We start from the raw sequence: 15,360 nt of genomic DNA on the forward strand, positions 1-15,360 counted from the left end.
CTCTCTAATGCAGGAAGGTGGCCGCAGTCGGAATCACGTCCACCGGTTCAATCGAGATCCACGCTGTGCTGTTCTGCGCCCTGTCGCAGGCTTCCAGCAGATGCATCAGCCGGAAGCGCGAGCGTTGGACCATACGCAGCAGCGCGTCAATGTCCTGCTCGCTGCGATCCTTGATGAACGCCCTGGGTATCTTATTCTGATTCAGGCCGTCCACAACGGCCTCCAGGGTCAGGTAGCTGAGCCGCTGGGTGGAGGCACTGTCGATGAAGATCGAAGCGCTTTCCGCCATGCGCGGCAGAAACGCCGCCAGCAAGGCTTGGATGCTGTCCTGGGAGTGGTTGAAGTCGGAGAAGACCATGTCTATTCCGCCGTCAAAGGCGGGGGCCTGGGCAATCTCGGCAAAGCCGATCTCCTGCCAATTGGCGACAACGTGATTCTCGACCCCGGCCCACTGGAATACGTGCTGCAGGAAAGCGGGATAGTCCTGCCCCATCTCCCGCAGTGAATCGGCAAGCGGCCCCTGCAGGCCCTCGACAAACCTGATGCCTGGCTCACTGGAGAAGTGCGAGCCATTATCGTAGGTGTGAATGACACCGCTGCCGTTCTCCCGCAATGCACCGGCCATCCAGGCCGCAGTGACGCCAAAGCCGGTGCCCAGTTCGACCACGATGCGCGGGCGGGTCCGCTTGACCAGGCTGTACAACAGTACGCACAGGTCCTCGCTTCCGTAGACCCAGCCCATGGACTCGCGCAGCGAGCTCAGCTTCTCAAGCAGCATTCACACCTCCGGCGCCGCCGGTAAGCAACCACGCGTCCAATGCATCCTGCACCGCGGCATCGACGGCGACAGAACGAAGGTAGGGCGAGAATGCGTGGAAGGTGACTGCCTCGTCCGTCACGTACAGGAGCATCTCTCCTGCTTCGGCACGGAAGGCCTGTGCAGCTGCTCGCGTCAGCTGCCCGCACACAGCATCATCGACCTCAACGCTTTCACGGGGAAAGTGGATTCCGTTGTAGTCCCGCCCAAGGAACCAGGCGATCACGGGGACGCCCTTCGGCCTGGACACGTGGAACTGATGCCTGCGGCGCTCTTCGTCATCAAGCTGCCGTTCCTGTCGCCAGTCAAAAAGCGACCAGACCGACTTCTGCATGGGGTCCTCAATGCGGGACAGGTCTGGTTCTTCGTAGCCAAAGCTATAGGCGAAGTCAGGCGTATTCGCCTCGGGAAGAGCGCGTTCGAGTTCAAACCACTGCACATTCAGCGGGGCCAGACACCGGGATACGCCGCGCGTGCCGGTGTCGTGACAGAGGCTCACCCCCAGCGCCAGAAGCGGCTGCAGGCGGATATGGAACCAGCGGGCGTCCACGCCGTGCTCGGCCAGGAACCGTTCGACCTGCGTTCCTTCCAGGGAGAAGACCCGGTTCACCACTTTGGTTCCGCGGAACAGACTTTCAAGATGCGCACCTGGGCTCAGCCGGAGAACCTCAGGCCAGGGTTGACCCTCCATTACTGGTATCAGCTCATCAATGTGTATGGCGGGGACACCCGTGGCCAGCGCCCGCAGCGCGACCGGGTCAAGGTGATCCGCGTGGATGACGACTGTTCTGCTCATTGCTGCCACTCCCCGTAGCGATACTGACGCTTCATCTCGGCCTGCATCTGATCGATCATCTGCCCGACCTCGCCATTGATGGCGTCCTTGGTCATCAACCGACCGCTCAGATCCTGCTCGATCAGGAAGCCGGCGGCGCAGACGGCCAACCTGCGCTGGACGTGGCGCTTGGCGACTTCACCCAGGCCCGGAGAGATCTCAAGATGACGCTTGAGCAGGCGATGACACACGTAATAGACGAAGACCGCGTGGATGTAGGAGGAGTTGGGAATGGGATTGCCGGACCACGGAGACACGACACGGTGCTGGTAGTCATTGGCAACGAAGAACCCGTTGGCAAGCTCCCACGCGGCCAGATAGTTGTGCGTGCTTTCATGCATGATGCTCTCCATGCACGCCTCAACCAGAAGCTCAGGGTTATGCGTGTTCAGCAGCCGAATGGAACCCGGCTGCCTCGGCACATGCTCCGAGCCGTAGCGGCCGGCTTCATCGGACGTGACTTCTGCCGACTTGCGCACGGTGATCCGCCGGACGAAGTTGCGGATGAGAAGGCCGTACATGGGTTCTGACCGATCAATCGCCGCCAGCGCCTCTGCCAGCTTTCGCGAGACATGCTCACGCTCCGCATCGGTCAGCGGCAGGCACGGTTGGCTGAGCACCCCAGAACGCGGCTCATGGTGCCGCGCTGGCGGGCTCTCGAGGTCCAGCGCGATACAGTCACCCAGCTTCGGCAACTGCCGAAGGGTCCACACGCCCGTGGCATCCTTTTCCGCAACGCAGTCTCCAACCGGGCTGTAGAGCTGCCACTGCCGCGCCTCTCTCAGATATCTGCCGGTCCGCCCCTGCGCCAGCTCGGCGATCGACTTCTCCCGAGCGATGATGTCGTGCAGCGCGCCAAGCGCGCGGGCCTGTTCCTCTGCCCTCTCCTGCTCGTCAGCTCCGGCCTCCAGCCTGCCCTTGCGCGCGGACTCCAGGCACAGATACTGCTCGCAGAACTCGGAACTCAGCAGTACGCGAGCCTGGCGATCGGACCCGATTGACTGGTACATCTGATGCATGGCACGAGCCGTCGTCCCGTACCGCGGGTCGGCAAGCACTTCCTGCAGTCGCGCTTTCATCCTGCGCAGTCTTGACCACAGAATCCCCTCGACGACGGCCTCCATATGCTCCGTCGTATCCGCGATCTCCATCAAGCAGGCCGGGCTGCTCACGTCGGGAGTTTGCAACTGGGTAATCGCATTCACTTTTCTGCTCCATGCAGTGCTCGCCGTCCTTGCCACCTACGACTGTCCGGCACCGACTTGAAAGAGGATTACTGCCACATGATGGGCAGACCCGCAATCGAGCTGCTGTGCAGAGCACAGCAGCTCGAATCACCATTGCGTCTGCGTGCAGGTGACCACCAGCGGCAACAGGCCCCCCGCTCGCGTGCTTCCGGCCTCAGACGTTGAAGCGATCGGCAGACATCGCGGTCTGTTTCTCGATGGCCGCTTCATGGTGGTGGTGCGAGCCGAAGGAGTCGTCGTGATGCCCCCCGGCAACCAAGGCCTCCAGACGATTGCCCGTGGCGACCTTCTCGAACTCGTCCATCGACAGGTCATTGACGACGGTCAACGACGTTGCGCTTTCAATTGCCGGCTCCAGCTGGGCGCCAGAAATCGGCGATGCGACAGCCCCACCGACGGCCGCACTGCCGATTACCAGCATGGTGAGCGCAGAAAGGGTTTTGGCCGTGCTTCGGTTGTCTTTCATTTCCAGTTCCTTTTGATCGGGTGGGCGAGCTCAGACGTCGAATCGCGAGTTGGAGATGGCAGCGACGGATGCCATTTCCTTCTTGGTGGCCTCGTGATGGTGGTGGGACCCGATCGAGTCCGAATGGTGGCCGTCTGCCAGCATCTGTTCCTGGGCAGTGGAGAACTCGCTGTTGCGAAGCAGGTCCAGATCAGCCTCGATGGACGTCAGGGCGTTCAGTTCAGCACCCGCAGAGGTCACCTGCGAGTGAGCCGGTGCCGCCGACGCTGCTGCGGTGCCCGCAATGATCAGCGTAAGAGACGAGAGGGCCTTTGCTGCGATTCGATTGCTCATTGAAACACTCCATGTAATCGGTTGGAAAAACAAGCTTCCCGCAGTGCAGTACGAATCCGCACTGCGGGCATCGATTACAGGCAGACACATTGCATTCACACAAACGTTACGCTGTGTCGTGCACAGCACAGTGCGAATGCTCATTTTTGTGGTTGATGAACCTTGTTTGACTCTGGGGTGACAATTGAGCAGACTCGAAGCCAAAACCTCCTCACCAGGGTCGCGTTGCGAGTCAGGGGCTCTATATGGATATGGAATTCGACACGCTCTCTGCCCGGATCCGCTTTGCCCGGATCAGCAGCGGTTTGTCGCAGACCGACTTGGCCAAGGCGCTGAGCGTCAACCGCGCTACCGTCGGACACTGGGAACGAGAGGAGAGTTTCTCTCCTACGATCGACCATCTGCAGGGCATGGCCCGCATCATGAATGTGAGCGTGTCCTGGCTTGTAGCCGGCGAGCAGATGAAGCGCACCGGTGAGACCGTTGGCACACGCTCGAGCCTTGAGGCCAGGATGGTGGAGCTTTCAAAACACCTTCCGATGTCTTTCCTGCTTCACCTCCTGGCGCTGATGGAAAGCGCAGAGACGTATATCTAGTACGTGCAGCTGGCACGCGGGGTCTCATGGACCTAGGCCAACGATCTCTTCAGAGAATTAACAGGACGCGGCCGGGAATCTGGCTCAGACGTTAAATCGAGAGTCCGACGGGATTGCGACGTCCGTCAGATTGCGAGTGTCAACGCCCGTATCGTGGTGAGGATGACACGTGTCAAGCGAGTCCGAATGGTTGTGGGCAACGAGAGCCCCGTCCTGGTGAGCGGAGAATTCGCTGCTGCGAAGTGCGTCCAGGTCAATCGCCGTCAGGGCATTCAACCCTGCTTCTGCAGTGTTCACCTGCGAATGAACTGGAGCGGCCGACGTCGCCGCAGTGCCCGCAATGATCAGCGTGAGGGAGGAAAGTGCCTTTCCTGCAATTCGATTGCGCATCGCAACGCTCCGTGTACTTGGTCAGGGACATTTTCAGTTTCCGAGCGCACCTGCATTCCGACAAATGTCGCGCTGTGCTTGGCACAGCGGACTGGGTCGGCATGTTTTGACAAGATTCCTTCCCAGACCCGCGGGCAAGAACATGACTTGCCTGTCGAACCCAAGGGCGTTCTGCGAACACGAATCCATCGATGTGGATCGACGAAACCGTTTTCGGAATCGATGACATCGGCACCGTCAAGCACCTCCGTTGGCACTCACCCCCGCCAAAGGAGGTGCTCCTGCCACCCTTCAACAGCCCCGAGGCCTATCATTCGAACTTCGTTCGTCAGGCCGGCCGAGAGACGGGCATCAATCCGGGTTCCCAGGCAGCGTTGTGAAGCGTGGTGGTTCATTACCTTACGACCAGGTTAGTGTCAGCTTCCGGCCAGTAGCGGCCATGCGTAAACGTCATGAGTTGAACCGCAAAGTGGCCTTAGATCGAGAGAACGCCCAAGCTCGACCAGTAAGCCTCCCCCTCGTGCGAGACAGCCTTGCTGTGCCAGTGTCTGCCCCCCCCCTCAAGGCTTCGTAGTGCCCAATTTCCGCGCTGGACAGTGGGCGCCAGCTGGTTCCGCGGCGAAAGCCGCTTGCAACCTCGACGCCAAGAGGGAACCGCCGCAGGGTGTCCTCTCGAAATTCCCGCTTCCCCCCAATGGTCGGAATCCCCCTAGTCGCACCACCTGAAAGTCCCGATGGTGGCCCGAATGTCGCCCCCTCACCATCAAGCGCCCCTCCGCAGGAATCCACACATGAGCCTGGCGCTGGTCCACAGCCGTGCCCGCGCCGGGGTCGATGCCCCGCTGGTGCGGATCGAAGTGCATCTCTCCGGCGGCCTGCCGGTCACCCAGATTGTCGGCCTGGCCGAGACCAGCGTGCGCGAATCACGCGAGCGCGTGCGTGCCGCCCTGCTCTGCGCGCGCTTCGACTTCCCGCAGCGGCGCATCACATTGAACCTCGCGCCCGCCGACCTGCCCAAGGAAGGCGGTCGCTATGACCTGGCGATTGCCTTGGGCATCCTCGCTGCCAGTGGCCAGGTCGATCCGCAGTCGCTGCTGCAGTACGAGTTCATCGGCGAGCTGGGCCTGACCGGCGAGCTGCGCCCTGTGTCCGGCGCGCTGCCCGCCGCCATTGCCGCCGCCGAAGCGGGGCGAATCCTGATCGTGCCGCCAGGCAACGCTGCCGAAGCCGCCCTCGCCCAGCACGCCGATGTGCGCGTGGCGCGCACCCTGCTGGAATGCTGCGCCGGGCTGGGCAATCCACGCCTGCTGCCGCAGGTGGAACGCGTGGACACTACGCCGCTGCCGCTGCCGGATCTGGCCGATGTCCGCGGGCAGGCGCTCGCACGCCGAGCGTTGGAGGTGGCCGCCGCCGGTGGCCATCATCTGTTGCTGATCGGCAGCCCCGGCTGCGGCAAGACCCTGCTGGCCTCGCGCCTGCCCAGCCTGCTGCCGGATAGCGAAGAGATCGATGCCCTGCAGTTGGCGGCCATCACCTCGGTCAGCGGCGAAGGACTGGACCCGAAGCGTTGGCGACAGCGGCCGTTCCGCGCGCCGCACCACAGTGCGAGCGCTGCGGCATTGGTGGGCGGCGGTAATCCGCCCTGCCCCGGCGAAATTTCGCTGGCGCACCACGGCGTGCTGTTCCTGGATGAACTGCCGGAGTGGAACCGCAGTGCGCTGGAAACCCTGCGCGAGCCACTGGAGTCTGGCCACATCCGCATCTCCCGTGCAGCGCGCAGCGTGGTCTACCCGGCACGCTTCCAACTGGTGGCGGCGATGAACCCGTGTCCCTGTGGCTGGGCCGGCGACCGCAGCAACCGCTGCCTGTGCAGCGACGAGCGCATCACCCGCTACCGCGCACGGGTATCGGGCCCGTTGCTGGACCGCATCGACCTGCACATCAACGTGAGCCGCATGGATGCGGTGGAGCTTCGCGAGAGCACGCCGCTGGGCGAGCCCAGCGCCAGCGTACGTTCGCGGGTGGAAGCGGCACATGCGCGGCAACAGGCGCGCGGTGGCCTCAACGCGCACCTGCCGCCTGCTGCCCTGCGCGCGTGCACGCGCTTGAGCGAAGCCGACCAGGACCTGCTGGAACAGGCCATCGAGCGCCTGCAGCTGTCGGCGCGGGCGATGCATCGCATCCTGCGCGTGGCACGCACCATTGCCGATCTTGCCGAAAGCGAGACCATCCAGACCACACACTTGGCGGAGGCCATTGGCTACCGGCAGCTGGACCGGGGCAAGCCAGGTGCATAGCACTCTGTTGCATGCACGAAGGAATCAGATTCATCTGATATCTGCCATGCCACCTGCGCCCTGACCATTTCCGCGAGCCCATACACAAGGAGACGCGGTTTTGCTCAGGATGCTCATCATGGGCGGGCAGGAGGCCGCCCGTCAGCGGATATCACGGACGATAGGACGGCGCGGCCTGATCCGCATGGAATCGATCTACAGCGTGGACAGCGGCCTGTCGGTGCTGGAATGGCGCAACTACGACCTGGTGGGAACGTTCCTTGCGGCCGGCCTCGGCACGCGCCTGCAGGAATCGTTCGTGCTGCGCGATGCGAAGGTGCAGCTGGTGCTGTTCGGCATGGGGCTGAGCGAGGAAGTCGCCAGTATCCGCCTGCGCCTGCGCGCGCAGGGCCTGCCGTCGCCGATTCTGGTCCGGACCGACTTTGACAGCTACGACGAGTCGCTGTTCTGGCGATCGCTGACGTCGCACATGATCCTGCCGTCGGTACTGGAGGGCACTGGCCCCCTCCCCGCCGTGGGCGACGCGTGCGACCATGCAGGACCCAGTCCCTAGCGGTGCCTGTCTTGCCAGGTGCCCGCCCAGCCATACATGAGCACTCCCCAGCCGCCGCACCTGCCGACCTCCGATGCGTCCACCCCGCTGACACCTGCGGCAACCGGCGGCGGCGGGCCTCTGGGTGAAACGAAGATGCGCGAAATCGCGGTGCGGATCTCGCAGTACTTCCGCGATTTCCTTGAATCGGATTTCAAGCGCGCGCAGGCACCGCGGCGCCGCATCGTGCTTACCAGCGATTCCGGCTTCCGCGCGGGCATGCGCACCGCGCCGTATCCGGCGTTGGACAAGGAGCTGTGGAAGCTGCTCAGCCGGCCCTCCGGCGAGGAGCTTTCGTTCACCATCGGCCCGCGCAGCTATACCCGGCCGATCAGCGCGACGCTGCGCCGCATCGTCGAAGAACAAGTGAACGCCATCACCGAGACCGCCATCGCCACGGTGCGCGTGGCCGTGCTGGACAAGGCGCGCGCCAGCATGGCCGGCGCGCTGGAAGACCCGGAAGCCTGGGTGGAATCGGTGCAGGGCGCCCTGGTCGATGCGATGTGCGTGCAGGTGGTGCGGCCGCTGATCGCGCATCTGGCCGGCCCACTGCAGGGCCAGGCGTACTGGGTGATGGATTCGCTGCACGCGGCCGAGTCGGACCTGGTCACCCGCTCCGTTGTCGATCTGTACCAGACGCTGCCGGAGGTGCTGGCGCGCCTGCTGGCCACCGGTGATGAACTGCCGCTGCAGCAGGCCTGCGAGCACCAGCTGACCCGCGACGGCACGATCAGCGCGCTGATGGCGTTCTTCGAGAACTTCGTGGCGGCCGACGCCTTCCATGAGTTCCGCGACCTGGAAACCTATGTCGCCACCGGCGATGGTCTGCAGCTGTATCTCTACGTGGGCACGCTCAAGTACGCGGGGGTGCAGTACCCGGTGTTCTACCTGCCGCTGGACGTGGTGCGGGCCAAGGATGGTTCGGGTTACACCCTGACCCTCAGCAACCGCCTGTTCGCCAACCGCCGCGCGATCGACTTCGTGCTGCAGGAACTGGCCGCGGGCATGGCCCGCGAGTGGGTGTCGCCGATCCAGGAGCGCATCCAGTACCTCGACCCGGCACAGAGCCTGTTCGAAGTGGCGGCGTCGCTGTTCCGGCAGGTGGCCAACGCGGTGGATCTGGGCGGCGACGTCTCGCTTTCCTCGTCTGCCAGCGAGGCATCCACCGCCACCGTTGCGCTGTCGCCTGCCCTGCACCTGGCTGCGTTCGAGCGCGCCGACGAAGCGCTGTTGAATGATTTCGAGGAGATCATCGACCAGGCCCGCAATGGGGGGTCGAAGCTGGTGGATCTTTTCCACGGCATGGTGGAAGGCGTGCTGATGCGCAACCCCGAGCCCATCGGGGAACGGGTGGAATCGGCCTGGGATGCGCTGCCGCTGGTGGAGCGCATGGTGTTCGATTCGCCCATTCCGTTGAACGAGGAGCAGCGCAAGATCCTGCTGGCCGTGCGCGAGCCACAGGGCCGCATCGTGGTGGTCGAAGGCCCGCCTGGCACCGGCAAGTCGCATACCATCACCGCCATCGCCGCCGACTGCGCCTTCAACAAGAAAAGCTGCCTGGTGCTGTCGGACAAGACCGAAGCGCTGGACGTGGTGTACGACAAGCTGTCCGATGCGATGAGCCGGGTTCGCCATGATCGCGATTTCCCCAACCCGATCCTGCGGCTGGGCCAGCAGGCGGCCAACTTCAAGCGCCTGACTTCCACCGGCACGATCAGCCAGATTTCGGCCTTCGCCAAGGCGATGAAAGCCAACCAGCCCGCCCTTGAGAGCGAGCGCCAGGACACGGCGCAGACACTGCGGCAGGCCATCTCCACTACCGTGCAGACGCTGGGGCGTGTATCGCTTGCTGCAGTGAAGACCATGCACGAGCAGGAAGCGGCGCTGGGCGAGCGCGCCCCCGCGGTGCTGCAGCAGGTACACGCGGTGATGGATGCCAACGTGCTGGCTGAGCTGGAAGCGGTGACCGCGCAGGCGGACGCACTGGAAGCCTATCTTGCCGACCTGTTCGGCAGCACCGACTACACGCCGGCGTCGCTGGACGAACGTATCCGCCGCGATGCGGTGACCACCGCCTTTCTTGCCGACCGACCGGTTGACGGCTGGGCGCTGTTCGAGTCGTTGGATGCCGAGCAGATACGGCTGCTGGGCACGCTGTTGCTGCAGTACCAGCAGCTGAAGATGCCGCTGCTGGGCTATCTGCTGCGTGGCAATGCGGTGCGCGGGCTGGAGCTTCAGCTCAACCAGCTCGGCACCACCCGCCCGCTGCTGCTCAAGCAGGATGCAGCTGCCCTGCAGGACATCGTGCAGGGCGCAAACGCGCTGCGCATGAAGCTGGAGGCCGAAGGCCTGGGCACGCAGCTGCCGGCCAGCTATCGGCAGATCGCCCACGGCGCCGCGCCGGGCCCGGGTGCGGCGGTTGCACGGCAGGCGATGACCCTGCTGGCGCGGCTCAATCCGGCCATCGTCGAGGCCCTGCTGGCCGAGCCGAAGGACGACCCCGCACTGTGGGCGCTGACCCTGCGCTTCCTGCAGGGCTGGATGGCCACGCGCAAGGCCTTCGTCGACGCGCCGCAGTACGACTATGTGGGCACCAAGACCAAGCTGGAGCGCCTGAACACCTCGGTGATGAATGCCCATGTGGATGGGCGCCTGATCAGCTTCATGGATCATCACCGCGCCGATGCGCGGGCGTTGGCGGGCGTGATCGCCAACCGGCAGAAATTCCCGGTGGACAAGTTCGAGAGCGTGCGCGAGTCGTTCCCGGTGATGATCGCCAGCATCCGCGAGTTCGGCGAATACATGCCGCTGGCACCGGACCTGTTCGACGTACTGGTGATCGACGAAGGCTCGCAGGTCTCGGTGGCGCAGGCGCTGCCGGCGCTGCTGCGCGCGCGCAAGGTGGTGGTACTGGGCGATTCCAAGCAGTTTTCCAACGTCAAGGCCGCCAACGCCAGCATCGCGCTGAACGACAAGTACCGCTCGGACCTGGTCAACTATTTCCGCACCAACGTCAGCCAGCAGGCCGACGTGCTGGAGCGGTTGGCCATGTTCGATGTGAAGCGCTCGGTGCTGGAGTTCTGCTCGCTCTCGGCCTCGTACTCGGTGATGCTGCGCAAGCATTTCCGCAGCTATGCGGAACTGATCGGGTTCTCGTCCTCCACCTTCTACAACCACCAGCTGCAGGCGCTGAAGATCCGCAGCCGGCCGCTGCAGGAGGTGATCCGCTTCAGCCAGGTCGATGCCAGTGGGCACCGCACCAGCCGCAGCACCAACGACGCCGAAGCGGCCTTCATCGCCGAGCGCCTGGTGGAACTGCTGGATACGGATGCGCCGCCCACGGTGGGCATCATCACCCCGTTCCGCGAGCAGCAGACGCTGTTGTCCAAGACGCTGTTCAACCATCCGCGCGGCCGCGAGTTTGAAGAGCGGCTTCGGCTGAAGGTGATGACGGTCGACTCCTGCCAGGGTGAGGAGCGCGGGCTGATCTTCTATTCGATGGTGGCGACTGCCGGCCAGGATGCGCTGAACTACATCTTCCCGGTCAGCCTGAGCGGCGCGGTGGATGCGGTGGAAGACAAACTGAAAGTGCAGCGCCTGAATGTCGGCTTCTCCCGTGCGCAGGAGGCGATCTGGTTCGTCCATTCGATGCCGGTGGATGCGTTCCGCGGCGCAATCGGCAATGCGCTGCGTTACTACGCCAGCCAGCTGGACCGCCCCGCGCCCAACGCCGCGCAGACCGATGCGCGCAGCCCGATGGAATCGAAGGTGCTGCAGTGGCTGCGGCAGACGCCGTTCGTGCTTGCCCATGGCGATGCGGTCGAGATCATTCCGCAGTTTCCGGTGGGTGACTACCTGCGCCAACTTGACCCTACCTATCAGCACCCGGCGTGGCGCGTGGACTTCCTGGTGACCGTGCAGACCGTGCGCGGCGCGCTGCAGATCGTGATCGAGTACGACGGCTTCGAATTCCATTTCCGCCGCGACAAGCCGGTGCATGTGGGCAACCACGAGCGCTATCTGGTGGAGGCCGACGTCGAGCGCCAGCTGACCCTGGAAAGCTACGGCTACCGCTTCCTGCGCATCAACCGGTTCAACCTCGGCAGCGACCCGGTGCAGACACTGTCCGACCGGCTCTATCGCCTGATTGAAGTGGCCGGCACGGAGATCCGCTCGGCAGCGGTCGACCAGGTGATCGAGCAGGTGCAGGGGCTGGAATCGAAGGAGAAGAAGGTCTGCAGCCGCTGTGGGCAGATCCGCAGCCAGGAAGAGTTCTTCGACCCTGACCTGCGCGCCGGTGCCGGCGGGGTGGGACGGATCTGCATGCCCTGCAAGGCGGGCTAGGCGGTGCTGCCGGGTGCCAGCGTGCGCACGGCCACCGCCGCCAGCCTGCGGCTGACCAGCGTGTAGAGTTCTTCCAGTTCGGCCGCGCGCGCGTCGGTCATGTTGGTACCGAACAGTACCCGCGACAGCGCCGCCTTGTGGGTGTCGGCGGGATAGCGCGCCCGCGCCCGGTACACGGCCTGCAGCACCAGCCAGGCCAGGCGGAACCCGCCCCCGGGCAGGGGGCGGACTACGCGGTCATAGACCTGCCAGAACTGGTATTCGGCCTGCAGGTCGACCGCCGGTGCTGCGAACGGCACCGGACGCGCACGTCCATGGGCGCGCCTGCGGACCGGAGGGAAACGGGGGTTGTGCTGTGCCATGCGTACAGGATGACCCAGCAACATTGTGGGAACCTTGCGTTGGTGCCGGAATATCAGTGCTGATTGTGCAAAGTGCGGCGGATGGCCCGCTTGGGTGGAGCGATTTCGCCGGGCATGGCCCGGCGCTACCGGATTGCGTGCGGCGAAGGGCCACGCTTGGGTAGATGCCAACCTTGGTTGGCAAGGCGCGTCGGCGCCGGAGGGATTTCGCCGGGCATGGCCCGGCGCTACCAGATTGCGTGCGGCGAAGGGCCACGCTTGGGTAGATGCCAACCTTGGTTGGCAAGGCGCGTCGGCGCCGGAGCGATTCCGCCGGGCATGGCCCGGCGCTACCAGATTGGGTGCGGCGAAGGGCCACGCTTGGGTAGATGCCAACCTTGGTTGGCAAGGCGCGTCGGCGCCGGAGCGATTCCGCCGGGCATGGCCCGGTGCTACCAGATTGGGTGCGGCGAAGGGCCACGCTTGGGTAGATGCCAACCTTGGTTGGCAAGGCGCGTCGGCGCCGGAGGGATTCCGCCGGGCATGGCCCGGCGCTACCGGATTGCGTGCGGCGAAGGGCCCCGCTTGGGTAGATGCCAACCTTGGTTGGCAAGGCGCGTCGGCGCCGGAGGGATTTCGCCGGGCATGGCCCCGCGCTACCCAGCATGCCGCGAAGTGCATCCACGCATGGCGTGGATCTACCTAGAAGGTTATCGAGGTGCTGAACATCACCTGCCGGGGGGCGCTGCGCTGCAGGGTCTGGTAGTCGCCCGAGAACGACGAGCCGGCGATGGTGGCGGTGCCGATGTTGTTGCGGTTGAACAGGTTGCTTACGTCCAGCCGCAGTTCCAGCCCCGGCAGCAGGCTGTCCGGGCCCAGCGTGTAGGCCGTGTACGCGTTGACCTGCCAGAACGTCGGCACGCGGATGTCGTTTTCATAGGTGAAGGGCTGCCGCAGGTATGAGGTGCTGGTGGCACCGAAACGCCAGTCGCCGAAGTGCGCGGACAGGTCGCTGACCAGCGACAGCTGCGGGTAGCCCGGCTGCGCGTTGCCCTTGATCGGGTACACGGTATCGCCCACCACGAAATCGTTGTCGTAGTACGAGCGCGCCAGCGCGATGCCCTGGTAGAACTGCAGGTGGTCGGTCAGGTCGGCGGTGATGCCGAGGTCGGCGCCGATCACGTGCATCTTCGGCATCAAGCGCACTGTGTTGATCTGCGCGAACTGGGTGCCGATGGCCGCCGACAGCAGGCGGTTGCGGATGTCGTTGTAGAACACATCACCGGTCACGGTCAGGCGGTCGAAGCGGTGGCTGGCGCCCACGGTCAGGTTCCAGTTCTTCTCTGGGCGCAGGGTGCCGGCCACGCGGTCGAACTCTTTCTGGTCGCTGATGGTCCAGGCCGACGCGGTATAGCCGATGTTGCCGCGCTGGGCCACGCGATAGCCGTTCATGGTGTTGACCAGGTCGATGAAGGCATCGGTCCGCTCGGTCGGGCTCCAGTACAGCGACACGTGCGGCAGGAAGTTGCTCTTTGCGCGCAGCGTGCCGGACACCGGCCGCTCCGCTGCATCGCCGATGCCGCCACCGGTGGTGGTGAAGTCCACGGCCTTGAAGCCCAGCCCCAGCACCAGCGTGTCGGTAACGGCGTAATTGTCATGCAGGTAGAACTGCCGCGAGCGGGTCACCCAGCTGGATGCGTTGTCGGTCTGGAACGCCGGCCCGTACACATCGAACGGCCCGGTCGCCTTCAGTGGTTTGCCCTGCCCCAGCAGCGGCTGCTGGTACCACTCGGTCTTCGCGGCCGCCTTGCTCTTCTCCTGCCAGAAACCGGTGGTGAGGGTGTGCGCACCGGTCTCGAACTGCAGGTTGAACATGCCACCGAGGCGATTGAGGTGCGGCGTCTGCACCTGTTCGGAGAAGGGCGCGCCGTTGGGCGAGGGCACGGTCGGGTCGGTCAAGGTGGCCTGGGTGTGGCTGTTGGCGTTGTACAGCTGCACGTTGCCGCTGAGCGCGGGCGTGATCTGGAAGCGATGGTTGATCGACGCGACGCGGTCGCGGGTCACCTGGCCGGTGTCGTAGGGAATCAGTTCGGACAGCTCCCCGCAGCTGTAGGCGCCGCAGGACGTGTCGGCGTTCTCCGGCGAGGCCACGTAGTACGCCCATGCATAGTCCGGATAGAAGCTGTCGGCCTTCCAGCCCAACTTGCGGATCATGTCGAAGGAGATGTTGTTGTAGCCCCACACTGCGGCCTTGCTGTCGGACAGGAACACGGTGAAGTCACCCCACGCCACATCCTGCTGGGCCTTCAGGTCACCGCGCAGGAACTTCTGGGTGCCGGCGCCCTGGTACTTGTCGGCCGACACGCGCTGCAGGTCGACCAGCAGCTTCGGGCCGTGTTCGCCCAGCTGGCCGCTCTGGCCCGAGACCGTGGTGACCCGTGTGTTGTTGCTGCCCACGCCCTGCTTGATACGCAGGCTGGGGGTGTCCTGCAGGTCGCGCAGGCGGTACTCGAGGCTGCCGCCATTGACGCTGCTGGAGAACACACTGACTGGTGCACCGCCCGGGCTGACCGTGATCGAACCGATGCCATCGGGCACGCCGACGTTGACCACGCTGGTGCCGGTAAGCGAGAGGAAGCCGTTGTCGTTCAGCGGCACGCCTTCGAAGGTGATGCCCATTTCATTCATGCGGAAACCGCGCACGAACAGGCTGGTGGCAGAAATATCCAGGCCGAGACCGTCGGTGGCGGTGTAGCTGGCACCCGGCACGTTCTTCAGCATCGACAGGCCGTTGTTGCCGGTCACCATCGCATCCAGGTCGATGGCATTGATGACGTAGCGGTTCGGGCCCACGACCTGGGTGGGGGCAACGGCCGCGCCGCGTGGGGTGGCGATGACCTGCAGCGCGTTCAAGGTGGTGGGGGTGTCGTGCGCGGCGTCGGTGGATTCGGCAGCGTGCAGCGGTGCAACGAGGGCGGTGCCGATTGCCAGGGCAAGAAGCGTAGGTGGAGTGTTCATGGCCAGATCCAGGGTGCAGGGAGAAGAGGACGCAGGCGCACGCCCAGCGCGATGCAGCGCCGGATGGCGATGCAGTGGCTGGTG

The 15,360-nt window shown here is 64.5% G+C and carries 13 protein-coding genes; 5 read left to right on the forward strand and 8 right to left on the reverse strand.

The genetic code is table 11. The features are described from left to right. Positions 1-4 precede the first annotated feature (4 nt). The 5 genes from M2299_RS07090 to M2299_RS07110 all read right to left on the reverse strand — a co-directional run bounded on the left by M2299_RS07090 (position 5) and on the right by M2299_RS07110 (position 3,698). On the reverse strand, positions 5-778 hold the full coding sequence (locus tag M2299_RS07090; RefSeq protein WP_280884115.1) for a class I SAM-dependent methyltransferase: 774 nt from the start codon (positions 776-778) through the stop codon (positions 5-7). Next, positions 768-1,613: a hypothetical protein gene (locus M2299_RS07095; RefSeq protein WP_280884116.1), complete on the reverse strand. Its 846-nt coding sequence runs from the start codon at positions 1,611-1,613 to the stop codon at positions 768-770. The genes M2299_RS07090 and M2299_RS07095 overlap by 11 nt, the downstream gene beginning before the upstream one ends. Further along, a complete protein-coding gene (locus M2299_RS07100; RefSeq protein WP_280884117.1) occupies positions 1,610-2,857 on the reverse strand; it encodes a hypothetical protein in 1,248 nt (415 codons plus the stop codon). The genes M2299_RS07095 and M2299_RS07100 overlap by 4 nt, the downstream gene beginning before the upstream one ends. 196 nt (positions 2,858-3,053) lie before the next feature. Continuing rightward, positions 3,054-3,365 (reverse strand): hypothetical protein, encoded by a 312-nt coding sequence (locus M2299_RS07105; RefSeq protein WP_099843991.1) that lies wholly within the window; start codon positions 3,363-3,365, stop codon positions 3,054-3,056. Positions 3,366-3,395: 30 nt separating this feature from the next. Beyond that, positions 3,396-3,698, reverse strand: a complete 303-nt coding sequence (locus M2299_RS07110; protein ID WP_100437026.1) for a hypothetical protein — start codon at positions 3,696-3,698, stop codon at positions 3,396-3,398. A gap of 245 nt (positions 3,699-3,943) precedes the next feature. Between M2299_RS07110 and M2299_RS07115 the strand changes: the two genes are divergently transcribed. After that, on the forward strand, positions 3,944-4,294 hold the full coding sequence (locus tag M2299_RS07115; RefSeq protein ID WP_099843995.1) for a helix-turn-helix domain-containing protein: 351 nt from the start codon (positions 3,944-3,946) through the stop codon (positions 4,292-4,294). An 84-nt stretch (positions 4,295-4,378) separates the two neighbouring features. Here the strand turns inward: M2299_RS07115 and M2299_RS07120 are convergent, their stop codons facing one another. After that, entirely contained in the window at positions 4,379-4,684 is a 306-nt protein-coding gene (locus M2299_RS07120) for a hypothetical protein (protein ID WP_133119701.1), read from the reverse strand. Positions 4,685-4,875: 191 nt separating this feature from the next. Between M2299_RS07120 and M2299_RS07125 the strand changes: the two genes are divergently transcribed. From M2299_RS07125 to M2299_RS07140, 4 genes are all read left to right on the forward strand, one after another. After that, entirely contained in the window at positions 4,876-5,064 is a 189-nt protein-coding gene (locus M2299_RS07125; protein WP_100437027.1) for a hypothetical protein, read from the forward strand. Between the two features lie 411 nt (positions 5,065-5,475). Then, entirely contained in the window at positions 5,476-6,981 is a 1,506-nt protein-coding gene (locus tag M2299_RS07130; RefSeq protein ID WP_280884118.1) for a YifB family Mg chelatase-like AAA ATPase, read from the forward strand. Between the two features lie 100 nt (positions 6,982-7,081). Then, positions 7,082-7,534: a hypothetical protein gene (locus tag M2299_RS07135; protein WP_158684169.1), complete on the forward strand. Its 453-nt coding sequence runs from the start codon at positions 7,082-7,084 to the stop codon at positions 7,532-7,534. 36 nt (positions 7,535-7,570) lie between these two features. Next, positions 7,571-11,917 (forward strand): AAA domain-containing protein, encoded by a 4,347-nt coding sequence (locus M2299_RS07140; protein WP_280884119.1) that lies wholly within the window; start codon positions 7,571-7,573, stop codon positions 11,915-11,917. Here M2299_RS07140 and M2299_RS07145 read toward each other — a convergent pair. Together M2299_RS07145 and M2299_RS07150 are read right to left on the reverse strand one after the other, a co-directional pair. Beyond that, entirely contained in the window at positions 11,914-12,216 is a 303-nt protein-coding gene (locus tag M2299_RS07145; protein ID WP_223486888.1) for a hypothetical protein, read from the reverse strand. The two genes, M2299_RS07140 and M2299_RS07145, sit on opposite strands and share 4 nt — an antisense overlap. Before the next feature lie 744 nt (positions 12,217-12,960). After that, entirely contained in the window at positions 12,961-15,276 is a 2,316-nt protein-coding gene (locus tag M2299_RS07150) for a TonB-dependent receptor (protein ID WP_280884120.1), read from the reverse strand. Positions 15,277-15,360: the final 84 nt, after the last annotated feature.

This window comes from Stenotrophomonas sp. 1278 (genome assembly GCF_029892765.1).
Taxonomy (GTDB): Bacteria; Pseudomonadota; Gammaproteobacteria; order Xanthomonadales; family Xanthomonadaceae; genus Stenotrophomonas; species Stenotrophomonas indicatrix.